Origin of the sequence: Corynebacterium sp. MSK071 (assembly GCF_030232125.1) — a bacterium.
Taxonomy (GTDB): Bacteria; Actinomycetota; Actinomycetes; order Mycobacteriales; family Mycobacteriaceae; genus Corynebacterium; species Corynebacterium kefirresidentii.
The window spans coordinates 55451-80006 of record NZ_JASPJA010000006.1; the positions used below are offsets into that span (position 1 = coordinate 55451).

Genomic DNA, 24556 nt, shown 5'->3' on the forward strand with positions numbered 1-24556 from the left:
CAGTATAAGGAGGCTGCTTCCTACTCCGTTATATTGACGAGTATCAATATGGGTGATTAAAGTACTGCCTTGAAATGTGAATTCCTCATCGCGCAAGGAGAGCTATGGCCATTCCGCAACGCCCAAAATTGTCATTTCTCGATAGATTCCTGCCCGTCTGGATCATCATGGCCATGGCTGTGGGGCTATTGATCGGACACTTCCTGCCAGGTATTGGAGAAGCACTATCTGCCCTAGAGGTTGGCGGTATTTCTCTTCCGATAGCACTAGGACTGCTAGTTATGATGTATCCGCCCCTAGCGAAAGTCCGCTATGAAAAGACTCGAGACATCGCCGCAGATGGCCGCTTGATGGTGGTTTCAATCGTGTTGAACTGGCTGGTGGGACCTGCATTGATGTTCACCCTGGCGTGGATATTTCTTGCCGACCAGCCCGAGCTGCGAACCGGCCTGATTATTGTTGGGTTAGCCCGCTGTATCGCAATGGTCCTGGTGTGGTCCGATCTCTCCTGCGCCGACCGCGAGGCCACCGCTGTTCTCGTGGCTATTAATTCCGTTTTCCAAGTAGCTATGTTTGGCGTTATGGGCTGGTTTTACCTGCAGGTTCTTCCTGGTTGGCTAGGCCTGGATACCACCTCTGCTGATTTTTCTTTCTGGTCCATCGTCACGGCGGTTCTCGTATTTTTGGGAGTGCCACTGCTGCTTGGTGTCCTCTCACGGGTCTGGGGGGAGAAAGCCAAAGGCCGCGAATGGTTTGAAAACCGCTTCCTTCCGGCAGTATCTCCCTTGGCGATGATCGGCTTGCTATATACCATTGTGTTGCTATTCTCCCTCCAGGGAGAACAGTTGGTAGCGCAGCCCACGGCGGTGATCAAGGTTGCGATTCCGTTGGTCATTTACTTCGTTGGAATGTTTTTCCTAGCTTTGGGTGTGGCAAAGGTCGTGGGAATGAACTACGCGCAATCCGCTTCCGTTGCGTTTACCGCAGCTGGTAATAATTTCGAACTAGCCATCGCGGTTTCCATTGGCACTTTTGGAGCGGCGTCTGCACAGGCGCTCGCCGGCACCATCGGACCTCTCATTGAGATTCCCGTGCTCGTGGGACTCGTGTACGTCATGCTCTGGATAGGGCCGAAGCTATTTCCAGGAGACGAAAGCTTGCCGCGTTAACGCTTGCCCAATTGGTAGAGGCAACGAACCCCGGTCGGTGTGACGGTGTTTTTCCAGTCCTTGGGCGCAGAGCGCAGGGCGATGCGGTCAAGTTTCACTAGGCCCGCCTGTGCCAATTCATCAAGATGCTCACATACTAGGTCTAGATCGACCTGCATGAATCTGGACAGGGCCCTTGCGGAGACCGTATTTCCTTGCACCGCGCCGGCGGCTATGAGGGCGGTGAGGGTGTCCACGTGGGCGTCGGCAAGCTCTAGGCGATCCTCGGTTACTCCTTCAAGCGGATCCTTTTCCAGGATCTTGTTAATGCGCCGCCGGCCAATCCGAAAGGATTGAGAAAACATTGCCCACAGCCCCAAAGGCAAGCCGCACGCCCACCACGCCCCTGACAGGACACCGGCAATGGGCGGGGCAAGTTCTACCTCCGGCACCAGCCCGGCTGCACTTAGTGGGGCCATGGCCAGCGGCGCGGCGATGGGGATAAGCGGGGCGATATAGGCAATGGTGGGATAGTCGCCCTCGCGATACTCCTCCCGCGCGGCGTTGATGCCGCGTGGGTAGTTGCGGATGAGGTGCACTAACCCCAGCACCGCACAGATGGCAAAAATACCGGCTCCTACCAGCATATAATCCACGCCGGTGTTGGCGAATCCAATGGCAAAGCCGGCCGGTACGCCGAAGTAAAGCGCCGAGCGTGCGGGAATTTCATTGCGCTGCCGATACTGCGCCAGCTCGCGGGCGGGGATTCGTGCTAGTTCTGCCACCCTGTCAACATAACACCGCCTGCCAGCCTGGCTGCGTTTCTGTGACACAATGGTAATTAGCGCGTACGAGACGCGTAATAACTTAATACCCACAAACTTTTATAGCGCGCTAAATGCCTCGCGCGGCGGCGGTACAGTCCATGGCTGTGCCTGCGCCCGAGGTAGCGCCTGAAACAGACGATGTACAGGAGTAAGCCCGAACATGGTGGCACAGAACTCTCAAGAAACAACTGAAAACCTTAAGGCGGCGGCGTCTTTGGCCCAGAACTTGGATCGTGGCCAGCTCAAAGACAAGGTCCGCGTTTATGCCCTTGCCAAGCAGCTGGGGCTTGCCTCGCGCGATCTGGTGGCGCAGCTGAAAGAGATGGGGCTAAAAAAGAGCGCGCAAAGCTCCCTTACCCGTGAGGAAGCAGGCCAGGTGCTCGATGCTGTGGCTAAAGCCGCGGCGCTTGGCGATGCCTCCTCTGGCGATACCAGCGAAGCCTCCACCGCCGCACCGGACACGGAGTCCGCAGACAATGCTGCTGTACCGCAGGAAGATAATTCAGGCAAGCAACCTGAGAAGAAGCCGGCGAAGAAGCGCGCCAAGCGCGCACGCAAGGCCACTCGCAAATCCGCAGCCCCAGTGTCCGAAGAGTCGGCCGAGACCGACGCAGCGGGGGAGCAGCCCACAGAAGACGAAGAACGCCTACGCCACCGCGTGCGCAAGAACGTGGATAATGAGATCTCCCAAATCGAAGACAAGGTAGAAGCGTCACTCGCCAAGGCCGCAGCCGATACCGGCTCAGCTGCCGAAGACGCCGCAGCGGCGGAATCCGCGGATGAGGTGGAAGAAGCGCCGGCGAGTGCACTCGATACCGGCACAGTTGATGCGGCGAAGCTGCACGAAGCGCTTGCGGAGGCCGGCGAGGATTTCGAGGATGACTACTACGCCCCGCACATTGTCCCGCGCGCTGAATCTGAGGAAGAATCCGGGCACTATGACTTTGCGCCGATCTTCATGGCCCCACAGCAAGATGATGCAGCGGCCTTCGCACTAGTTGCAGACGCTGCGGAGGAAGATTTCTCCGGCGATGACTCCGAAAGCGACGATGCTGCCGAGGAAGTGAGTGAGCAGCCGGACTCCGGCCGTGGTTCTGGTAAATCCGAGGCTCGTCGTCGAGGTCGCCGCGGCGCCTCCCGCGGACGCGGCGCTAGCTCGAACCGTGAGGATCAGGCTACCGAGCCCGAATACATTGACGAACCGAAGGCCATCCGTGGCTCCACGCGCATCGAGGCCCAAAAGCGCCGCCGCGCGGAACTGCGCGCAAAGGGCCGCACCCGCCAGCACATTGTTTCCCAGGCAGAGTTTCTTGCCCGCCGCGAAGCCGTGGAGCGCACCATGGTGGTGCGCGATAAGGAGCGCGAGGATGGTGCCGGAATCATCACGCAGGTGGGCGTGCTAGAAGATGACCTGCTGGTCGAGCACTTCGTTACCACCGAGTCCCAGGCTTCGCTGATTGGCAATATTTACCTAGGACGCGTCCAAAACGTCCTGCCGTCGATGGAGGCGGCCTTCGTAGATATCGGACAGGGCCGAAATGGCGTGCTCTACGCCGGTGAAATCGATTGGCGCAAGACCAAGCTGCATGGGCGCGCCCGCAAGGTAGAAAATGCTCTGAGGTCCGGCGATCAGGTATTGGTTCAGGTGGCCAAGGACCCAATTGGTCACAAGGGCGCGCGCCTGACCACCCAGATTTCCCTTGCCGGCCGCTACCTGGTCTATGTGCCAGGCGGCCGCAGCGCGGGCATTTCCCGCAAGTTGCCCGCCCCAGAGCGCAAGCGCTTGAAGGATATCCTGGGCCGCGTGGTGCCGGGCGATGGGGGAGCGATTATCCGCACCGCTGCCGAAAATGTCTCGGAAGAGGCGATCGCTACCGACGTCAACCGCCTGCACAGCCGGTGGGAGGACATCATCGCCCACGCCAAGAAAGAAAAGTCCTCCAAGGGCGCCAAGCCGGTGACCATGTACGAAGAGCCAAATATGCTCATCAAGGTGGTCCGCGATCTCTTTAACGAAGACTTCACCGAGCTCATCGTTGATGGCAAGCGTTCGTTCAATACCGTCCGCGCCTACGTCGATTCCATGGCGCCGGACCTTGCGGATCGCGTGGTGCGCTTTCGCGCCAAGGACCACGGCGGGCAGGATGCCTTTGAGGCCCACCGCATTGACGAGCAGCTGCATAAGGCCCTCTCGCGCAAGGTATGGCTGCCCTCCGGCGGCACGCTGGTGATTGACCGCACCGAAGCCATGACCGTCATCGACGTCAATACCGGCAAGTTCACCGGTTCTGGCGGCAACCTAGAGGAAACGGTAACCCGCAATAACCTCGAGGCAGCCGAAGAAATCGTGCGCCAGATGCGCCTGCGCGATTTGGGCGGCATGATCGTGGTGGACTTTATCGATATGGTCCTGCCAGAAAACCAGGATTTGGTCCTGCGCCGCTTGAAGGAGGCCTTAGGCCGCGACCGCACCCGCCACCAGGTTTCTGAGGTTACCTCTCTGGGCTTGGTGCAGATGACCCGTAAGCGCCTGGGCACCGGGCTGGTGGAGACCTTCTCTACCGAGTGCGAGTGCTGCCATGGCCGCGGGATCATTATTCACCAGTACCCGGTGGACGAGGCTGAGGACGATTCGCGCGCGAAGCACTCTGGGCGCAAGTCCAAGTCGCACAAAAAGCAGACTCATGATCCGCAGCAGCACCCGGCTGCGGTGGCGATGCATAAGCACGAGCTTGATGACGCCCCTGAAAGCGATTCCAAGCCCAAACGCTTTAAGAAGACCCAGGCGCCGGTCTACGGCATCGAGAGCGAAGACGCCGCACGGGAATCCGCAAAGACGTCGCTGGAGGAGCTCGTAGCTAACGTCGTTGTGGATGAGCGCGGTGCGGACGAGCCGCACGCTGATCAGAACACGCACAGCGGAGACCGAGACAGCGCTAAGGAGCGCGGACGCGGCCGTGGGCGCCGACGGGCTCGCAAGCACACCCAGACTGAAGTATCCGATATCGAGGCCATCGCATACGCTGCGGCGGATAATGCTGCGGAAAGCGACGAGGTACAGGAATTTAATTCCTACGTCCCCGATGCGGATACGGACGCGGACTCGGGTGCCATCGCTAAGGCCCACCCAGATGCTGGGGCGGGCCCCAAACGTGGCAAGAAGCCGCGCCGGGCGACGCGCCGCGCTAAGGCCACACGCGCTGGCGCAGGCAGCGAGCAGAAAGCCCCGGAGTCTGCAGCAGGCAAGACCTATGAGGAAGCCGTAGCTGAGTTTGAAGCTTCCCCGCGCCGCAAGCGCCGCACACGCGGCAATTCGCGTTCTGATAGGCGTCCACAGCCGCAGGAATTCGCAGTTGCCGGTGAACAGGAGTCTGCCGTACCCAAGGCCGATCACGCGGTACCCGCATCCGATGGCGGTAACGCAAGCGAGGCCGCAGCACAACAGGGGCAGAAGGACTCGCGCGGGGAGCGAAAGGGCCGCCGGCGTGGTCGCCGTCGCACGGTGCGCACTCAACAAGCCCAAAGCCGTGTTTCCTCGCGCCTGCCACACGAGGTAAAGGAGAAGACGCAGGAGCACGAGCAGGCGGGCGGCTCGGCCGAGCAGCGTCATGAAAAGGCCGTTGGCACCACACGTGCGGGGCGCACCGGTGGCAAGGGCCGCGGGCGTCGCCGTGCCGTGCGTCAGGCTGCCCCTAAGAAAGCCGTAGCAGAGAACCCGAAGGCAACGAAGGCCGAGTCGGGCCGTTCTACGCGACAGGAAGGCTCGCCGGAGCGCACCGGTTCTGGGAACCGGGCGGGCTCGAGCGATTCCAAGGTCTTGCGCCGTGGCAAGAAGAGGGCGGTGCGCAAGAAGAGGACGTCGGCAAGAGCGAGGGCCCCAAAAGCACAGGGTAACGACGAGCAGAAGCAGCCTGCGGCGAGCGGAGTCCACCCAGAAAAAGCCTCAGCTAAATCTGGGCGCGGGCGGCGCCGCGTAGCACGGCGAAGCAAGTCTTAGGGCTACGCCACGCGGGCACGAAAAGCGTGGTTTGTATTTTGTGCCCGCTACGGGGTAGTCTTTGACAGTCGCTGTTTAGTACTCACAGCGCTGGATCAGTCCGACACTCACTCAGTGAGTTGTACGGGCATGTTCGCGCGGGAACTAAACGCAATATGTAAGTGTCCATTCGGAACGCGGCCTCCCCGGTTGCTTCCGAGCGAGTTTAGATAAGGGGTAACCCTCTATGTACGCGATCGTCAAGACCGGCGGCAAGCAGTACAAGGTTGCTGAAGGTGACCTCGTCAAGGTCGAGAAGATCGAGGGTGAGCCAGGCTCTGCCGTAGCTCTCACCCCGGTTCTGCTCGTCGATGGCGCCGATGTTAAGTCCAAGGCTTCCGACTTGGAGAAGGTTTCTGTTTCCGCAGAAATCGTTGAGCAGGGTAAGGGCCCGAAGGTCGATATCCTGAAGTACAAGAACAAGACTGGTTACAAGAAGCGTCAGGGCCACCGTCAGCCTGTGACCACCTTGAAGATCACCGGTATCAAGTAAGCCTTAACCGGCTGTAATTAACCCTGAAGGAGGGAAAACCACATGGCACACAAGAAGGGTGCTTCCAGCTCCAGCAACGGTCGCGATTCCGAGTCTAAGCGTCTCGGCGTCAAGCGCTTCGGTGGTCAGCAGGTTAATGCCGGCGAGATCATCGTGCGTCAGCGCGGTACCAAGTTCCACCCAGGTGAGAACGTAGGCCGCGGCGGCGACGATACCCTGTTTGCGCTTGCAGCTGGCTCCGTTGAGTTCGGTATCAAGCGTGGCCGTCGTATGGTCAACATCGTCCCGGCTGAAGAGGTTGCTGCAGAAGCGACTGCCTAACTTCAGGCCGATTAGGCTAATCCTCGAGTCCGTCCCACACCAGTGTGAAGGGCTTGGGGATTTTCTGTTGTAAAAGGGCTCTCGGATTCTGCTTCTCGGGGAACACCTGTTGTCGGTGGGGTTATTGTATGGAGTCGAATTGGGTCCAGTTTCTCCTATTATGTCGCCGTTTGCAGCGTTGATCAGGTTGGTGGTTCATTCTGAGTGGCTGCTGGTGTGGATGGTTTAGCAAAGTCTGTGGCTTATCGGCCTGCTGGTGAGTTGGACTTGCCGCGCAATCATCGCAGGCGTACTAGCTGTGTGACAGTCAGGCGATAGCCTGATTGCGGCTTGAAGGTGTGACACCGATTCATTTTGCGAGTCCGCTTTCTATAAGCTCTAGTCCGGTTTATGGGACTGGTAATGAGCTTGGGTTGTGGAAGCGCAATCCGCATGCTCGCGAAGATGCGCAACTACTCGCCGGTGTGGTTATATGCAGCTGCGTGAATGTGTAGGTCTCAAAGATGTAGCTTTAGATTGTGGAATTCATCCGCGTGATGTTGCTGATATGGACCAGGCGTTATTAAAATTTCCACTGGGCATGTGCTTTTGTCCCGGCTGGCCCGGATTTGGCGCTGTATAACAAGCTTATGTAGGTAATCCCGTATGTCGTTGGCCGCCAAGCAGTCCTTGGCCCGGCTATTCCACAAGAGCGTATTGATAGGCGTATTTCTTCGCGTTACCTGTCGGTAGAAGGCGTGAGCTCATCTTTGATCTTGACCGGCAGGGTAAAAGCGTGTGTGAGACAGCTCGGCGTTTTCAGTACTCTGCTAGCACTATCAGCAAGAAGCTTTAGCGTAACCGGGACGAGTTTGGGGTGTATCTTCCCACATATGCGCACCGTAAATCGGCGTCGAGTACGTTTACGCCGGAAGCGCAGGATTGATGCCAATCCACGTTTGCGTGAGACGGTCTGGGCGATGGTGAAAGATAGGTACTCGCCGCAGCAGATGTGCGGGTGGTTGCGTAGTTGCTATCCCGGTGATGAGGCTACGTACGTGTGTCCTGAAAGGATCTATCAACCTTTGTTTTCCCAGGCTAAATACGAGTCGAAAAAGAAGTCGCTGCTGCACTACGTCGAGATCACGCGCAACGTCGACCTCGTGGCACGCGAAGCGCGCCCGCAAGCGGTATGTCGATCCTACGGTCATGATTTCCGACTGGGCGGTACCAGGTCTTTGTGTAGCTGATCTCATCCTAGGTGTTGATAACCAGTCTGCAAATGGGCGCTCAAGTAGAGCGAACCATACGCTATGTAGTGCCTCCGAAGTAAACAAAGGGTTTACTAAAACAATTGCTATCTTGAGTTCAGAAGATTATTGCACCACCTTGTTGTAGGACAGCGTTGTTGTAGCTGGGGTAGCTCGTTCCCTTTGACGTCTGAGTCAGATGGTAGCGGTCTGAAGGAGGTTAGCAAGAGAGACTTGCGGTATATGTGGCCGCTAGATCTCGTAACATACTCTTATATTTCTGTGTAGGCTGTTGGCATATAAGTAGGATCTTAACGGGGAGCGATGCTCATGACGTGCAGTGCATGGTAGGTATGGAGCAGCTGCCGTGTAGGTGGCGCCAATGCAGACTTGGTGAAGGATGTGGTCTACACCTGACGGGTTGTAGGCCAGCAGATGGAATCAAATAAAAATATCCCTACGTATAGTGTGTCGCAAGGGAAACCCTTGTTGTCTTAAGGGATCTCCACTGATTTCTGTAGAGAGCGGTCGCTCAGTTGGGGATTTGCGGCACGTCAGAAAGGATAAAAAGCTGATTTGCCAACGTGTAAAAGGCCCGCAGGAACATAATCGGAAGAGAAGCTATTAAGAAGAGCCAACTGTTCAGTGGAATAAAGCGTACAGATTAACCCCCTATAAGGGGGGGTATTAGGGGTGCCTGGGCGCTAGGTAAAAATAAAGACTTTTAAATTAGAACGCGGATAGTTAACCTACGCGTTTATCTCTTTTAACCTATCCTTCAATTTAATTGAAAGGCGGGCTACATAATCGCTGTTGAATTCCCAAAAGATGAGTATAGGCTTAACTGAGGCTGGGTTAGCATTATGATTTCCTAGTTGAAAGGGGGTGCAATTAGTTTGTGGAGCAGAATTTCTGTTGCGGAATTGTCACCTTATGGCAGAATACCTTTAGTGGGACGTGAGAGCGGTCCTGCAATCGAACCCTATCTGGGCTGAAAGTTCTCCAGAGGATACCGAGGAGTATGAGTATGAACTTTGACCTGTCGACCATCCAGGATTACCTATCCACCATCCAGCTTCACTTGGACAACTTCGTCAACACCCAAGAAGGTTGGTACAAGATTCTGTCCGGCGTGACCGAGATCTTCTCTGGCAAGAATCTTGAAAATGCTGTTGATGTGATCAACCCGCTGTCCGAGTCCGAATAAAATAATTCAAGTATCCTAATTCCTGAAGGAGTCAAAATGTCCGAGCTATCCAGCGTTGTGTCCGAGCTATCCAGCGTTTCCAATACAGTCGTAGAGGTTGTTAAGGCTATTGTTGAGCCGTTTGTAAATATTGCTGACGGCGCTTCCCAGCTCATTGGTATGTTCGTTTAAGAACCTGCCAAAGTAGACCGCAGGTGTCAAAAGGATACTTGGTCTACTGCGTATTTACCCCATTTGCCTGACTAGCAATGTTGCTTAGGGCAAGTGGGGTAAATTTTTCGGTACTGAAGTGGCCCGAGTTTTGTTCCTGGCTTTTGCCTTGGGGTTTTATTATTTCCTGTGGTGGGTTCTGGTTTGGATAATTCGGTTTCCGTCTCGGCTGGGTCTGGGTGTCTTAAATTTTTCGTGGAGCTTGGTTTTGTTCCATCACGACACCATTTGGGTTTTGGAGGTTCCGCATCGGCAGCATTATCACATACTGTGAGTATGGATGAGTTCATGGTTGTAGGAACCATTAAAATTTTTCGGCTAGAGCATTGTCGTAAGAGTTCCCGACAGTTCCGGTGGAAGGAGTGATTCCTTGCCGGGGAAGCTGTTTGTTGTAGACAACGTAGTCTTACAGCAAGCCGGGGTAGGAATGGTGCACCGAACCTGTTTTTCTTTGGCGGATAAGATCACTGGGTTGAAAGCATGCAGCGGCAATGCTTCGGTGCGCATGGATTTTGATTACGACGATCCGGCAATGTGTTGAGTAAACGTATAAGTGACAATCGCGGTGTACACAAAGCCTTTCTTTGTGCGCGCGGTTGTTATGTCGGTCATCCACAGTTTGTAGGGGCATTGGGGTTTAAACTCATGGTTGGCTAGGTTTGGCGCAAATTTGGCGCGTTGGGCTTGCGCGTTGTTATAGGTGAGCGTCCTTTGCCTTGCCAGAATTGTCGGCCAAGCGCATCAGCCGGGAGGTTTGTTCACGCTCGAGTATGCCCCGCTGGTCTAAAGCTCGGCGGAAACACCGATTTCCTTAGCCACATAAGATACCGGGCGCTCTTACTCGAATACTAGGTTCGTGGCTTTGCGCCGATATTCCGGCGTGTACTTCTTGCGCTGTTAGCTCACAATGATCATTTTCTCCTACGGGCACAAAATCCGTACGAATAGGGTCCACTAAACGAGTGGTAATCTCATAGGGATATCAATGTGGCTGGGCTGTAGTTACTGTCCGCTGTCTTTGTACGGCTCGTTGCGGTAATTGTCGGTTTCGGCGGCAGTTTTAGTCTCTGGTCATTGCGGTTTGTAACGTGCGTCGAACTAGGTTATTGGCAGCCGTGGTTGCTGTTTTAGGTGTCAATGTGTTTCGCAATTTTTGGGTTGGCAAGAAGTTTCTTATCAATTGCATGAGTCGTGGTCTTATAAGCTTAGATCTGGTCGTGCCGCAGTAGTCATTCTGGTCTGTCTCTTCATGCAGGTTGGGAATCTGCCTACAAACCATCAGACACTCTCTATTGCCCACATGTCTCTTTACTCAAAAGAATTTGCAGCCTTTTGCAAAATATCTTGTTGTTCGTGCAACTCTATGATTTTCTACCTGGCGGATTCGCTCGAAATTGGCCCTCACCCATAGGCAATATCGCGCAAAGCTCTAGTGCCGGAACGTTTGCTGGTGCCGTGTTAGTGGGCCTGAAAATAAAGGCGGGAACGTTTTCAACAAACCTCGCTGAAGCTGAAGGAAGCGGGCGACTTCAATGCACTCTGAGCGGACCATAGCACCACGTTTGAGTTGTTCGGAGTATTTAGGCATGGTGGTACAGTTCATTTCTTCTCCACCAAGCGGGGTACTAGGTGTCTACCTAGCAAAATCCAAGTCCTCCTAATAAGAATATTCAATATTCACATTATGTTAAACGGTTGGAGTCCAGCCCAAGATACGCATTACACTGAGTAGGACAACTATTCAATGCACGGAGGATTTGACCATGGCACGTTTTATTGACCGCGTTGTCCTGCACCTGCAAGCAGGTGACGGTGGACACGGCTGTGTGTCTGTCCACCGCGAGAAGTTTAAGCCATTGGGTGGCCCGGATGGTGGCAATGGTGGTCACGGCGGTGACATCCTCCTCGAGGTCTCTGAACAAATCCATACGCTTATGGATTTCCATTACCGCCCGCATATTAAGGCGCAACGCGGCGGCAATGGAGCCGGCGATATGCGTAATGGTGCTCGCGGCGAGGACCTGATTTTGGAGGTCCCGGCGGGCACGGTGGTCCGCACTGAAAAGGGCGAAACCTTGGCGGACCTTACCGTTCCGGGAACGCGGTTTGTGGCCGCAGAAGGCGGCTTCGGCGGACTAGGCAATGCGGCATTGGCCTCAAAGAACCGCAAGGCACCGGGTTTTGCTCTCCAGGGTGAGCCGGGCCAGGCCCATGATCTTATCCTCGAGCTGAAGTCCATGGCGGATGTAGGGCTGGTGGGCTTTCCATCGGCTGGTAAGTCCTCGCTTATCTCGGTTTTGTCGGCCGCGAAGCCCAAGATCGGTGATTACCCCTTTACTACGCTGCAGCCGAACCTGGGCGTGGTGGATATGGGAGATAGCTCCTTTACTATCGCGGACGTGCCGGGGCTTATCCCAGGCGCGGCCGATGGCAAAGGCCTAGGCCTGGATTTCTTGCGCCACATTGAACGCACGGCGGTGCTTGCCCATGTGGTCGATACTGCCACCATTGAGCCCGGCCGTGATCCCGTTTCCGATATTGAGGCGATGGAAAGTGAGCTGGCAAAATACCAAGGGGCTTTGCAGGAAGATACTGGTTTAGGGGATCTGCGTGAGCGCCCCCGCGTCATCATCTTGAATAAAGCAGATGTGCCTGAGGCCGAAGAGCTGGCGGAATTTGTCAAGTATGATCTGGAAGAGAAGTTTGGCTGGCCTGTCTTTATTATTTCGGCCGTCGCTCGCAAGGGCCTGGATCCGCTGAAGTTCCGGCTCATGGATATGGTGACCGAGCATCGCAAGGCCCAGCCATTGCCAAAGAAGGATAAGAACCACACCGTTATCCATCCCAAGGCCCAGGGCCATAAGAAGCATACCGGTGTATTTGCTGATTTCACCGTGAAGGCCGACCCTGAGGTCGAGGGTGGCTTCATTGTTGAGGGCAAGAAGATTGATCGCTGGATTACCCAAACTGATTTTGAAAATGATGAGGCAGTGGGCTTCTTGGCGGACCGCTTGGCCAAGGCCGGCGTGGAGGAAGAGCTGCGCGAGCAGGGCGCTGTGGAAGGCTGTCCGGTGACGATCGGCGGCATTACCTTCGAGTGGGAGCCGATGACTGGCGGTGATCCGACGATGGCCAGCCGCGGCGAGGACGCCCGTTTGAAGGGCACTAGCCGCGTTTCCGCCGCCGAGCGCAAGCGTGCCTCTCAGGCACGCCGTGGTCTTATCGATGAATACGATTACGGCACCGACGAAGAGGTCACTCGCGAGGGTGCTAATCGGGATAGGTGGCAAGGCTAGCTCGGTAGGCCCCCTCTTCTTGGGGTGTATAAGAGGGGGCGCTTTGTAGACTCGGTTGGCATGTCTTCTGATCAACAGAAAGAGCCCATCCTTCCACTTCCGGTAGAGCCTTTTGACGGGCCTACCGCCGATACTCCCTTTCCAGAACCGCTCGATGAGAACCCGGTAGCGTCCGGTTTTGAATCTGAACTTCGCCACGAGATCGCGCACGCCAAGCGCGTCGTGGTCAAGATTGGTTCCTCTTCTCTCACGGATGAAAATTTCCGTGTTTCACAGGAAAAGATTGATCACATCGTCGATGCCGTTCATGCGCGCATGGGCCGCTCCGATGTCATTATCGTTTCTTCTGGTGCGGTCGCCGCCGGCATGGGGCCGCTCGGGCTGCACCAGCGTCCCACCGATCTGGCTACCAAGCAGGCCTCCGCTTCTGTAGGCCAGGTGCACTTGGCCTATGTGTGGGGCCAGTCCTTTGCTCGCTATCAGCGCACCATCGGCCAGGTTTTGTTGACTGCGTCAGATACTGGTCACCGCGATCGCGCCCGCAACGCGCAGCGCACCATTGATCGCCTGCGCCAGCTGCGTACCATTCCTATCGTCAACGAGAACGACGCCGTGGCTACCTCGGAGATGCACTTTGGCGATAACGATCGCCTCTCCGCGCTGGTGGCCAACCTGGTGGGTGCTGATGCGCTCTTCCTCTTCTCCGATGTGGATGGCCTGTATGACAAGAACCCGGCCGAGCCGGACGCTAAGTTCATCGATGAAGTGCGCACCGGCAAGGACTTGAAGGGCGTTGTAGCTGGCGATGGCGGCAAGGTGGGCACCGGTGGTATGGCCACCAAGGTCTCTGCAGCCCGCCTGGCAACCCGCGGCGGCATTCCGGTGCTGTTGACCTCCACGGATAATATTGGCCCCGCGCTTGCCGACGCCTCTGTGGGCACCGTCTTCCACACCCGCGAGGAACGCCAGCTTTCCGCCTGGAAGTTCTGGGCACTTTACTGCGCAGATACCGGCGGAGCCGTCCGCCTCGATGAAGGCGCTAAACAAGCCGTGACCGAGGGCGGTAATTCACTGCTGGCCGTGGGCATTACCGATGTGCAAGGCGAGTTCACCAAGGGCGAAATCATCGATATCCTCGGTCCGAATGGCGAGGTCATCGGACGCGGCGAAGTCCGTTTCGACTCCGAGGAACTGCACGGTATTAAGGGAAAGAAGATGGAAGAACTTCCTGAGGAGCAGCGCCGCTCAGTTGTTCACGCCGATTACCTCTCCAACTTCGCCTCCCGTATTTAAACCCAAGTCCCTGATTCCCCGTATGGTTGGGGCATGAAATATTTCATGGGTCCGGACGCCTGGCAGCCGATGGTAGAAGATATCGAGGCTGCCGGGCACGAACGCGTAAATAGCCTTGAAGATGCCGAGGTCTACATCAACAATGCGCCCAACCCGCGCCGCATCCCCGAGATGCCGGAGAACATCGGTTGGGTGCAGCATTGTTTTACCGGCGTAAATCAGCTCATTGATGCCGGGGTCATCACCCCAGACGGCGTGCCATGGTGCAACTCCGCTGGCGCTTTTGCCCAGCCGGTAGCCGAATCTGCACTTGGCCTGGCCCTGTCACAGGCGCACCACCACAAAGCTTTCGCCCAGGCCGCTTCGTGGTCGGTAGCACAGGAGCTGGACGAGTCCCAGGCGTGGCTTTATAACCAGCGAGGGCCGAAGAGGGTAGCCATCTTCGGCGCTGGGGGCATCGGCAAGCAGCTTATTAAGCTGCTGAAACCGTTTGGCGTGCACATTACCGCGGTCAATCGCTCCGGCCGCTCGGTGGAAGGCGCCGATGAGGTCGTGCCCATGGATAAGGCCGATCACGTGTGGGGCGAGGCCGATTTCATTTTCTGTATCCTGCCTGCGACCTCGGACACCGAGGGGCTCATTGATGCCGCCACTTTCCGCGCGATGAAATCCTCCGCCATCTTTATCAACGTCGGCCGTGGCAGCACCGTAGTAACCGACGATCTAGTGGCGGCCCTGCGCGATGGTGAGATCGCCGGCGCCGGGCTGGAAGTTATGGATCCCGAGCCACTGCCTGATGGGCATCCGCTATACGACCTGCCTAATTGCACCATGACGCCGCACATGGCTGCTTCCGCGCACGTGGCGCAGTACCACCTGGGCGCTATCTTCAACGCCAATGCCGCGGCGTGGGAGAGGGGAGAGGCGATGCCTACCCGCGTCGATGTGGAGGCGGGCTACTAATGAAGTACGCGATGCTACCCACCCCGTGGGAGGAAACCCTGCAGGCACTCGATGCAGCGGGTCACGAGCGCGCCCCACTGGAAGATGCCGAGGTTCTCATCTTCAACGGCGGCCCAGATGATTTCCCACGGCCCCTGCCACCGAGCGTGGGCCTGGTGCAGGTCCCCTTCGCTGGGGTGGATCACCTGCTCGACGTCATGCGTGATACCACCGCCCGCTGGTCTAATGCCGCCGGCCTGTATGACGCCACCGTGGCGGAATCTACCATTGCGCTCCTGCTCGCCCACTTGCATGCGCATAAGCGCGTGGGGACTAGCTGGTCTAACCGCGATGAGGTTGAGGCTCATACCAGCTTCCTTTTTGAAGATAAGACGGTAGCGGTGGTGGGCGCCGGGGGCATCGGCAAGCGGCTTATTCGTATGCTGGAAGGCTTCGGACCACGCATAATCGCGGTCAATCGCTCCGGCAACCCAGTCGAGGGTGCCGATGAAACCTTCGCCACCGCCGATATTGAGCGCGTCTGGCCAGCCGCCGATTATTTCGTGGCGCTTGCGCCGCTAACGGACGAGACCCACCGGCTTTTTAATGCCGCTGCCTTCCGTGCCATGCCCGATCACGCCGTGATTATTAACGTTGGCCGCGGACCACTGGTGGACACCGATGCTTTAGTCGAAGCCTTGCGGGCAGGAGACATCGCCGGCGCTGGCTTGGATGTCACCGACCCTGAGCCGCTGCCCGATGGGCACCCACTGTGGGACATGCCTAACGTGGTCATCACCCCGCACCTGGCCAACCCTCCCTATTCGGTGCGCCGGCGCATCGGCTCGCATACAGTACAGGTCATGGAGCGCTACTCCGCAGGTGAAGCAATCCCCACGGAAGTCGATATTCAGGCGGGTTATTAATGGACAACGCCGCCTCACAAGACGGTTCTTATCAAGGGAGCTCTTTTAATCCCACCGAAGCCGAGGTCGCGGATATGAAGGAGCGCCGGAAGAAGGTACAGGCGGTCGATTATGCTGCCTGGGCGGCCACCATCCTTTCCGTTGTGCTCGGCTATTTCTTCTTCCACTGGTCCTATTTTTGGGTTATCCCGATTATCTGTTTTATATGCTCGGCCGGAGCCCGCCACGTTTATAACTTGAGCTATTACGAAGAGGAATACCTCATGTTCGAGCGGAAGGACGAGAAGCGCCGCCGCCGGGCATCCGACAAGCGGAGCCGCGAGCTCGGCCAATAAGGACACCACCGTGCGGGTGCTTGCCGCCCAACTGGCTGAAAAGCGCGCGGCCTTTCGTTAGGCTGGTATGACATGAGCAACACTGAACGCGAAGAAGTTCTGTCCAAAGCCCGTGCTGCCAAGGAAGTCGCGCCCGTTGTGGCGCAGCTGTCCACGCCGCGCAAGAATGAGATCTTGCAGCGCGCAGCCGACAACCTCATTGCCCACACCGAAGCCATTCTCGCCGCCAATAAGCAGGATATCGATGCCGGCCGCGAACGCGGCATGTCCGAGTCCCTTATTGACCGCCTGTCTCTCGACGCCGCGCGCGTGGAAGGCATTGCCGGCGGCCTGCGCCAGGTAGCTGGCCTGCAGGACCCGGTAGGGGAGATCCTGCAGGGGCGCACCATGGATAACGGAATCCAGATGAAGCAGGTGCGCGTGCCGCTCGGTGTCATGGGCATGGTCTATGAGGCCCGCCCGAACGTCACCGTGGACGCCTTCGGTTTGGCCATCAAGTCCGGCAATGTGCCGCTATTGCGTGGCTCCAAATCCGCCCGCAACTCCAACACCAAGCTGGTAGAAATCTTGCAGGATACCCTCGTTGAGTTTGACCTGCCGCGCGAGGCCGTGCAGCTTTTGCCGTGCGAGACGCACGATTCCGTCCAGGACCTCATTACCGCCCGTGGTCTGGTGGACCTGGTTATTCCGCGTGGTGGCGCAAAGCTTATTGAGGCCGTCGTTACCGGCGCCACCGTCCCCGCCATTGAGACCGGCACCGGCAATTGCCACTTCTACGTGGATGCCTCTGCAGACATTGATAAGGCCATCGACATGGTCATCAACGGCAAGACCCGCCGCACCTCCGTGTGCAACTCCACGGAGTGCGTGCTTATCGACGCCGCTTTGGATGACTCCGTCAAGCTCCGCATCATCGCCGCGCTGCAGGATGCTGGCGTGACCATCCACGGCGACGTCGCCGAGCTCGAGGCCTTCGGCGTCAAGGATGCCGTGCAGGCCACCGATGAAGACTGGCGCGAGGAGTCACTATCTATGGATATCTGCGCCAAGGTGGTCGACGGCGTAGATGGCGCCATCGCGCATATCACCGAGTTCACCACTGGCCACACCGAGGCCATCGCCGCGCAAGACGCCGATGTCCTAGTGAAATTCGGCAACGAGGTGGATGCCGCCGCGGTGATGCTCAATGCCTCTACCGCCTTCACCGACGGCGAGGTCTACGGCATGGGCGCCGAAATCGGCATTTCCACCCAGAAGCTGCACGCCCGTGGCCCAATGGCGCTGCCGGAGCTCACCTCTTCTAAGTGGATCCTGCAGGGTACAGGTCAGACCCGTCCATAATTCTCCCCGCCATGATTCGATCTGCTTTCTTCCGTGCCGCCGTCGCCCTAAGCGCCTCGGCGGCGCTTGCCGTTTCTATAGCCCCCGCCGCCGCCACCGCGAATGCTGCCCCGGTCGTGCCCCAGGCAGCAGCACAATCCGCCCCATCGCCGCAGCCTGCTGGGTGTCCCGAGTTCGTTGTTTTGGCTGCTCGTGGCTCCGACCAGAATGAGGAATACGGCGAGTATTTCGGACCGCAGCAGTATTCGCCGCATGCCGCGCCGTCGAATGGCTATGAAGGGGCAAACCTCTCCGCGCTTTTTCATCTAGTGGAAAAACGCCATCCCGGCACGATGGATAAAGTCCATGTCCTCGCCCTTGACCCCCAGGCATACCCGGCGTCAATGAACCTGCCGCCGCTGGCGCAGGAAGGTGAGCAGTTGAATCCGCTCCAGCTTATTCGCCGCCTCGGTGGGGTAGTGATGGAGCATCCGTTGCACGAGCTGGCGTATTCGGTCACCGTTGGTTTTGTACATAGTTTGCGCACCGGCATGGCCAACGCTCCGCGCGTGGTGGAAAAGTATGAGCGCGAAACAGGCTGCCAGCCGCGCTATATTACGGCTGGCTACTCCCAAGGCGCCATTGTCGCTACCAGCGCGGAGCGCTACCTTGCACAACGAGGCAAGCTCGCGGGGGCAGTTTACCTGGGCAATCCCCTCAGCCGTCCCCACGGTATGGCGGGCTGGCTACCGCAGCGTTTGCTCTTACAACCTGCGGCATTGCCGGACTCGCGCCGGCTTAACTATTGCCTGGACGGAGACTTCGTTTGCGACCTGAACCTCGCCTCCGCCCACGACGCGTTGGCTACCAAGGCGGCTCGCCATGCTTCTTATTTTGTAGAGCCCTCGCTTGGCGACGCCGCTTTTGCCGACTCCCTCGCCACCTTGCTTACTCCCTCCTCGGCCGGGGACTATAATCACCACCCATGACTAGCCCACAGCGCATTGGCATCATGGGTGGCACCTTTGACCCCATCCACAACGGTCACTTGGTAGCCGCCAGTGAGGCCGCGCATCGCTTTGCCCTCGATAGCGTCATCTTTGTGCCCACAGGTCAGCCTTGGCAGAAGTCTCACCGCGAGGTCACTGCGGCCGAGCACCGCTACTTGATGACGATGGTGGCAACCGCATCCAATCCGCGTTTTACCGTCTCGCGGGTAGATATTGACCGCGAGGGGCCTACCTATACCATCGATACGCTGCGGGATCTGCGTAAGCTTTTCCCAGAAGCGGAGTTCTATTTCATTACCGGCGCCGATTCTCTGGCCTCCATTATGAGCTGGCATAACTGGGAAGAGATGCTGGAGATGGCGCACTTCGTGGGGGTTACCCGCCCAGGATACGAATTAAGCGCTGATATGCTGCCTGCCGATGCGCAAGAGGATATTGACCTCATCGATATCCCCGCCATGGCCATTTCCTCCACCGCGTGCCGCGAGCGCTCTGCCCAAGGCCAGCCCGTGTGGTACCTCGTACCGGATGGAGTGGTGCAGTACATCACCAAAAACAATCTCTACGGTCCCAACCCGGACAAGCCCCTGTAGAAACTTTCACGGCCTTTCCCAGATTTTGGGCACGGGCCTGCTAAACGTGCAAGAATAGATTCTCACTAGAGATAGTTCATTTCGAATGCACTCAGACGCGAAAAGGGAATTTATACACATTGTCTACTTCTGATCTCGCCCGCAGCATGGCAGAAACCGCGGCACACGCGGCGCAAGAAAAGTTAGCCACCAATATCGCGGCCATTGATGTCTCCGATGTCCTCGCAATTACTGAGGTCTTCGTGCTGGCTTCTGCAGATAACGAGCGCCAGGTGGGCTCCATTGTGGATGAAGTCGAAGATGAGATGACCAAGCAGGGCTTTGAACCGCAGCGCCGTGAAGGCAACCGCGAAAATCGCTGGGTGCTGCTGGATTACGGCAATATCGTCGTCCATGTCCAGCGCAATGACCAGCGCGAGTTCTACGGCTTGGACCGCCTTTACCATGATTGCCCGGCACTTGAGATTGAGGGCATCGAAGCCCCGGAGCGTCCGGGCGAATGGACCAATGGCGTCAACCCGCGTGAGGTAGATTCCATCGACGAGCTCCCACTGGCCGATAAGGTCCCAGGTGAGGACGAGGAGCTTTAAACCCATATGAGTCGCCGCCTGATCCTGATCCGCCACGGACAAACTACCTATAACGCCACCGGCCGCATGCAAGGCCACTTGGATACCGAGCTGTCCGAGCTGGGCTATGAGCAGGCCCGCGCCGCCGCGCGCCTGCTGCAGGATCAGGGCGTCTCTAAAATCGTGGCCTCCGATCTCATCCGCGCGCGGGAAACCGCCCGCGTTGTCGCTGAAACTCTTGGCGTGGACTTCACCACGGATGCCCGCCTGCGCGAGACCCACTTAGGTCAGTGGCAGGGCAGAACCTCTGCTGAGGTAGATGCGGAGTTTCCAGGAGCGCGCGCCATTTGGCGCCACGATCCCACCTGGGCCCCGCCGGAGGGGGAATCTCGCGTGGACGTGGCTGAGCGTGCCCGCCCTGTCATCGATGAGCTCATGGAAGACTTTGCCGGCTGGGACGCCGGCCCCGTCCTCATCGTGGCCCATGGCGGGGCCATCTCGGCGCTTACCTGCCACCTGTTGGGCCTTGACCACGCGCAGTACGGGATCCTTTCGGGGTTGAAGAATACCCACTGGTCGCAGCTGACCGCTCGCCCAGACTTCAACCCGGAAACGCCGCTGTCTTCGCTGGAATTCACCCGCGACAACGTGGGCCGCGCCCAGTGGTACTTCGACGGTTGGAATATGGGCGGCGAGGTCACCGGGGACGGCGGGGCGGATATCTAGTGGCGGTTCGCGTCATTACGGATTCCGCTGCAGGCCTGCCCCGGGAGCTGGCGGAGCAGCTATCCATCACCGTCATTGACCTCCACCTCATGGAACGCCACGGCAAGGATGGCTTGGAGCAATCTACTTCGGGATTAAGCGCGCTGGAGCTGGCAGCCGCCTATGGCCGCGAAATGGAGCGCTCTCAGGATGATGGGGTGGTGGCCATACACCTATCCAAAGAGCTTTCTTCCACCTATTCCGCCGCAGTGACTGCTTCGGGCGTTTTCCCGCACACGGTGCGGGTGATTGATTCCGGGTCGGCCGGCATGGCGATGGGTGCGGCCGCCATGTCCGCAGCCAAGCTCGCCTCCCGCGGAGCCGGCTTGGAGGAGTGCTACGCTGCGGCTATGGACACCCTCAAGCGCGCGGCTACCTGGGTGTACCTGCATTCCACGGAGGATCTGCGCCGCTCCGGCCGCCTTTCGCCGGCCACAGCCGTGTTATCTACGGCGCTTTTGGCCACCAAGCCGATCATGTCGATTAACCGCGGCAAGCTGGAGCTGGTGGGAAAAACCCGCACCCAGACCAAGGCTTTTACCAAGCTAGTAGACCTCATTGCCTCCCGCGCCAACGGGGAACCGGCCTTCGTCGCCATCCAGCACAACCACACCGAAGACGCGGCCGCCAAGCTGGAGGCGCTCCTTGAAGCGGCCTTGCCGCAGGGCTCGTCCTTCATCTGCACCCCGCTTAATGATGTCCTTTCGGTCCACACCGGCCCCTCCGCCATTGGTGTATCCGCCGTGTTTAGCTCCGAGCCGCCCGCTGAACCGGCGCATCTTCACACGCGTGGTCGACCCCGCGCCTTCCCACCGCGCCGTTCTGTGGATAACTAACCCCGCAGCGCCGGGTTCTTTGACGCCTACAACAAGTTATCCACAGCCAGACTTCGCACTACCTACCGCCTGTGTGGGCCTGCGCTTAGTCTCAGCGCCATGGCGGCACCCAAGATTAGCGAACGACTCCGCGAATTTACCCAACCCACCGGTGAGGAAGAGCTCCTCGCCGTCGATTATCCTCGCCCGCGTCTGCGCATTAGCCCGTGGCAAGCCTGCGCCGTGGCGGTCATTCTCGTCGTCGGCGTGGTGGCGTGGCTTGGCATCAACGCCCGCTCCGATGAATCCTCGGGCATGCCCGAGCCTGCGGCAATAAGCGGTGATTCTGGCACTGCACCCAGTGCAGAGCACAGTGAAATCATCGTCTCTGTCATTGGCGAGGTGGCCGAGCCCGGCTTGCAGACCCTCGAGCCCGGCGCGCGCGTCGCCGATGCCCTCGACGCCGCTCAACCCCTTCCCGGTGCAGACACAATCGCGCTCAACCATGCCCAGCGGCTTTCCGACGGCCAGCAGCTCCACATCCTTCCCTCCGGCGCCGCCCCACCTCCCGCACCCGGCGAACCAGCCCCATCCGGCGGCAACGGCATCAGTACCGGCGGCGTGAGCCTGAATAACGCCACCGCGGAGGAACTTACAGAACTCAAGGGCGTTGGCGAGGTCACCGCGCAAGCTATCGTGGCGTACCGCGAGGAACATGGCGGCTTCCAAGATATTGAGGAATTACTCGAGGTCACCGGCATCGGACCGGCGAAGCTAGCGCAGCTTAAAGACCAGGTCCAGCTCTAAGCTGAGTACAAGTGCGCCATGCGAGAACTGCGGCTCGTCCCCGGCGCGGCCACCGCCTGGCTGGCTGTCATCGCTGTGCTGCTAGGCGGCCGTGGCTGGGCAATCTTTATCATTGCGGCGGTCGTCGGGTGCTGCCTGATCGCCCGCCAATGGGGCCAAGCGCTATTTTCCGGAATGGTCGCGACAGCCGCGGCGCTGGTTGCCGCGGTGCGCCAGGCCCGTGCCGCTGTGTTCGACCTCGGCACCGAGGTTACCGGCCGCCTGACCACCGCGCCGACGCAGACTAGCACGGGCGGCTGGCTGCTCAAGCTCAAGGTGCCAGGGTATCCGACTCAACTGCCGGTCTTTAGCTCGGAACCGGTCCCGGCCGCTGCGGGCGCCGACCTCACGGCCAGGGTGGAGGTGAGGGAGTCGGATAGGGCGGGCGTCGGAAAGCTCAGCGCCACTGCCACAGACGTGCAGGTTACCGGTGAGCCCGAAGGCCTAGCCGGCTGGGCGGCCCACGTGTCCGACACATTTCGCGCGCTGGTTGTAGATACCGTCGGTCCTTCCAGCCAGGGCCTGATTCCTGGCATGGTGCTCGGCGATACTAGCCTGCAAAGCTCTTCAGAGCGCGACCTGTATATCATCACCGGCCTTTCGCACTTAAGCGCAGTTTCCGGTGCAAATGTCGCCATCGTGTGCTCCGCCGCAGCCATGGTCTGCGCTGCCTTCGCGCTGGGGCCATGCGCCCGCGTGGCTGCCTCGCTGTGTGCCTTGGCCACCTATGTTGTGCTCGTTGGGTTTGAACCCTCCGTCCAGCGCGCGGCCGTCGCCGGGGTAGTGGGCCTGCTCGCCGTGCTTAATTCCACGCGCATGGAGCCGATTCATGCCTTAAGCCTCGGCATCATTGCCCTGCTCTTCGTGGATTCCGACCTCGCCGTGCACTTTGGTTTCGCACTTTCTTGCGCGGCGACGCTCGGCATCGTGGCGCTTAGCCCGCTCATTTATAAACACTTGGCCACAACCGGCTGGCCTGCCATCTTTCTGCGCGTGGTCGCTGTGGCCATTGCCGCCGATATCGTTACCCTGCCGCTGGTGGCGCTTATGTCTGGCGAGGTCTCCGTGGTCTCCGTGTTGGCCAATATCCTGGTTGAGCCCGCCACCGTGCCGATTACCATCGTGGGGCTTATCGCCGCCGTCTTCGCCCAGCTCGGTCCGCTCGATGTACTAGGTGCGGGCCTGTTGCGCCTTATAGAACCCTTTTCGTGGTGGATTAATACCATCGCCCACGGCGTGGCCCACCTGCCGGTGGTCACCATCCTCGCCAGCCCGCTTTTTACGCTGCTTGCCTACGCCTGGATCATTGCCGGACTCCTCTATCACCGCCCTTGGCTGACTCTGGCGTTGACGCTAGCGGGCATCGCCTGGCTCGGTGTGGCGGCAGGTTAGAATGGCGGGCATGCCTCCAGTACACCTCATCCTCGGCGACGATGAATTCCTCACCGAACGCGCCCGCCTGCAGATTCAGCGTGCCGCAGCCGAGGAGAGCGGCCCAACCGGTGCTCGTCCCGAGCTGACCAAGCTTAAAGCTTCCGAAGTCTCCGAGGGCGAAATCCTCGAGGCCACTAGCCCCTCTCTTTTTGGAGATAGCCGCGTTATCGTCATCAGTGACTGCGAGCGAGCCGGCAAGGAAGTAGTCGATATCATCCTGCGTGCCTGCGTGAACCCCGCGCCGGGCATGACCATGGTCATCATTTACTCCGTGACGGCCAAGACCCTAAAGAAAAAGAAGAAGCAACCTGAACTGGTGGCCAAGCTGCGCAAGATTGCCGAGGTTCACGAAGTCTTCTCGCTCTATCCCAATGAGCTGGGGCAGTGGGCCACCCGCGAATTCTCCTCCCACGGTGTGCGCCCGACCCCGGACGTCATCCATGCCGTGCTCGAAGGCGTGGGCTCTGACCTACGCGAGCTGGCCTCTGCCATCTCCCAGTTGGTGTCCGATACCGGCGGCAACGTCACCCGCGAGGCCGTGCAGAACTACTACGTCGGCGTGGCCGAGGTTGCCAATTGGGATATTGCCGATGCCGCCGTTGCCGGCCGCGTCGAAGCCGCCGTGTCCACCTGCCGCCGCGCCCTGCAGCTTGGCGCCAGCCCCGTGGCGATTGCCGCAGCGCTAGCCAATAAGGTCGGAGCCGTAGCCCGCCTGTATTCCGCCCGCGGGGACCAGTATTCTTTAGCTAGCCAAACCGGCCTAGCACCCTACGTGGTCAAGATGACCCAGCCGGTGGCTCGCCGCTGGTCCGCCGATAATGTCACCAAGGCCGTCATCCTCGTCTCGGAACTCGATGCCGCCGTCAAAGGCCAAGGCGGTGAGCCCGAATTCGCCATAGAGGCGGCCGTCAAACGAGTCGCGGAACTGGCGCGATAAGCTA

Annotated in this window: 22 protein-coding genes; 21 read left to right on the top strand and 1 reads right to left on the bottom strand. The window is 58.6% G+C overall.

Annotation, left to right across the window (positions count from 1 at the left end):
* Positions 1–104 precede the first annotated feature (104 nt).
* Positions 105–1169, top strand: a complete 1065-nt coding sequence (gene arsB / locus QP990_RS06310; RefSeq protein ID WP_023020934.1) for an ACR3 family arsenite efflux transporter — start codon at positions 105–107, stop codon at positions 1167–1169.
* Here arsB and QP990_RS06315 read toward each other — a convergent pair.
* The gene (locus tag QP990_RS06315) at positions 1166–1933 is read right to left on the bottom strand and encodes a hypothetical protein (protein WP_284798727.1); all 768 of its coding nucleotides are present in this window, start codon (positions 1931–1933) and stop codon (positions 1166–1168) included. The genes arsB and QP990_RS06315 overlap by 4 nt on opposite strands.
* A gap of 202 nt (positions 1934–2135) precedes the next feature.
* Here QP990_RS06315 and QP990_RS06320 point away from each other — a divergent pair, with 202 nt between their 5' ends.
* From QP990_RS06320 to holA, 20 genes are all read left to right on the top strand, one after another.
* Positions 2136–5972, top strand: coding sequence for a translation initiation factor IF-2 N-terminal domain-containing protein (locus QP990_RS06320; RefSeq protein WP_284798728.1), 3837 nt, complete (start codon positions 2136–2138; stop codon positions 5970–5972).
* 226 nt (positions 5973–6198) lie between these two features.
* Positions 6199–6504, top strand: a complete 306-nt coding sequence (rplU, locus tag QP990_RS06325) for a 50S ribosomal protein L21 (protein ID WP_005324077.1) — start codon at positions 6199–6201, stop codon at positions 6502–6504.
* A 42-nt stretch (positions 6505–6546) separates the two neighbouring features.
* A complete protein-coding gene (gene rpmA, locus QP990_RS06330; RefSeq protein ID WP_005324079.1) occupies positions 6547–6825 on the top strand; it encodes a 50S ribosomal protein L27 in 279 nt (92 codons plus the stop codon).
* A gap of 775 nt (positions 6826–7600) precedes the next feature.
* A complete protein-coding gene (locus QP990_RS06335) occupies positions 7601–7660 on the top strand; it encodes a hypothetical protein (protein WP_232212622.1) in 60 nt (19 codons plus the stop codon).
* A 1421-nt stretch (positions 7661–9081) separates the two neighbouring features.
* Complete coding sequence (locus tag QP990_RS06340; protein ID WP_023020937.1) at positions 9082–9261, top strand: hypothetical protein; 180 nt, start codon at positions 9082–9084, stop codon at positions 9259–9261.
* 36 nt (positions 9262–9297) lie between these two features.
* The gene (locus tag QP990_RS06345) at positions 9298–9432 is read left to right on the top strand and encodes a hypothetical protein (RefSeq protein ID WP_023020938.1); all 135 of its coding nucleotides are present in this window, start codon (positions 9298–9300) and stop codon (positions 9430–9432) included.
* A 1802-nt stretch (positions 9433–11234) separates the two neighbouring features.
* Positions 11235–12767 carry a GTPase ObgE gene (gene obgE / locus QP990_RS06350; protein ID WP_284798729.1) on the top strand — a complete coding sequence of 511 codons (1533 nt, stop codon included), beginning with the start codon at positions 11235–11237 and terminating at the stop codon, positions 12765–12767.
* Between the two features lie 60 nt (positions 12768–12827).
* Entirely contained in the window at positions 12828–14060 is a 1233-nt protein-coding gene (proB, locus tag QP990_RS06355) for a glutamate 5-kinase (RefSeq protein WP_034660157.1), read from the top strand.
* 33 nt (positions 14061–14093) lie between these two features.
* On the top strand, positions 14094–15023 hold the full coding sequence (locus tag QP990_RS06360; RefSeq protein ID WP_023020941.1) for a D-isomer specific 2-hydroxyacid dehydrogenase family protein: 930 nt from the start codon (positions 14094–14096) through the stop codon (positions 15021–15023).
* Entirely contained in the window at positions 15023–15928 is a 906-nt protein-coding gene (locus QP990_RS06365; protein WP_023020942.1) for a D-isomer specific 2-hydroxyacid dehydrogenase family protein, read from the top strand. The genes QP990_RS06360 and QP990_RS06365 overlap by 1 nt, the downstream gene beginning before the upstream one ends.
* Positions 15928–16263 carry a hypothetical protein gene (locus QP990_RS06370; RefSeq protein ID WP_023020943.1) on the top strand — a complete coding sequence of 112 codons (336 nt, stop codon included), beginning with the start codon at positions 15928–15930 and terminating at the stop codon, positions 16261–16263. The genes QP990_RS06365 and QP990_RS06370 overlap by 1 nt, the downstream gene beginning before the upstream one ends.
* A 72-nt stretch (positions 16264–16335) precedes the next feature.
* Positions 16336–17604 carry a glutamate-5-semialdehyde dehydrogenase gene (locus QP990_RS06375; RefSeq protein WP_200288741.1) on the top strand — a complete coding sequence of 423 codons (1269 nt, stop codon included), beginning with the start codon at positions 16336–16338 and terminating at the stop codon, positions 17602–17604.
* 11 nt (positions 17605–17615) lie between these two features.
* Positions 17616–18572 carry a cutinase family protein gene (locus QP990_RS06380; RefSeq protein WP_200288742.1) on the top strand — a complete coding sequence of 319 codons (957 nt, stop codon included), beginning with the start codon at positions 17616–17618 and terminating at the stop codon, positions 18570–18572.
* Positions 18569–19186 carry a nicotinate-nucleotide adenylyltransferase gene (gene nadD / locus QP990_RS06385; protein WP_023020946.1) on the top strand — a complete coding sequence of 206 codons (618 nt, stop codon included), beginning with the start codon at positions 18569–18571 and terminating at the stop codon, positions 19184–19186. Before QP990_RS06380 ends, nadD begins: the two co-directional genes overlap by 4 nt.
* Positions 19187–19332: 146 nt before the next feature.
* Positions 19333–19776: a ribosome silencing factor gene (rsfS, locus tag QP990_RS06390; protein WP_179387589.1), complete on the top strand. Its 444-nt coding sequence runs from the start codon at positions 19333–19335 to the stop codon at positions 19774–19776.
* Positions 19777–19782: 6 nt separating this feature from the next.
* Complete coding sequence (locus QP990_RS06395; protein WP_284798730.1) at positions 19783–20481, top strand: histidine phosphatase family protein; 699 nt, start codon at positions 19783–19785, stop codon at positions 20479–20481.
* Positions 20481–21356: a DegV family protein gene (locus tag QP990_RS06400; protein ID WP_284798731.1), complete on the top strand. Its 876-nt coding sequence runs from the start codon at positions 20481–20483 to the stop codon at positions 21354–21356. The genes QP990_RS06395 and QP990_RS06400 overlap by 1 nt, the downstream gene beginning before the upstream one ends.
* Positions 21357–21455: 99 nt before the next feature.
* Entirely contained in the window at positions 21456–22142 is a 687-nt protein-coding gene (locus tag QP990_RS06405; RefSeq protein WP_284798732.1) for a ComEA family DNA-binding protein, read from the top strand.
* Positions 22143–22160: 18 nt separating this feature from the next.
* Positions 22161–23573, top strand: a complete 1413-nt coding sequence (locus QP990_RS06410) for a ComEC/Rec2 family competence protein (protein ID WP_284798733.1) — start codon at positions 22161–22163, stop codon at positions 23571–23573.
* Between the two features lies 1 nt (position 23574).
* On the top strand, positions 23575–24552 hold the full coding sequence (holA, locus tag QP990_RS06415) for a DNA polymerase III subunit delta (RefSeq protein WP_284798734.1): 978 nt from the start codon (positions 23575–23577) through the stop codon (positions 24550–24552).
* Positions 24553–24556: the final 4 nt, after the last annotated feature.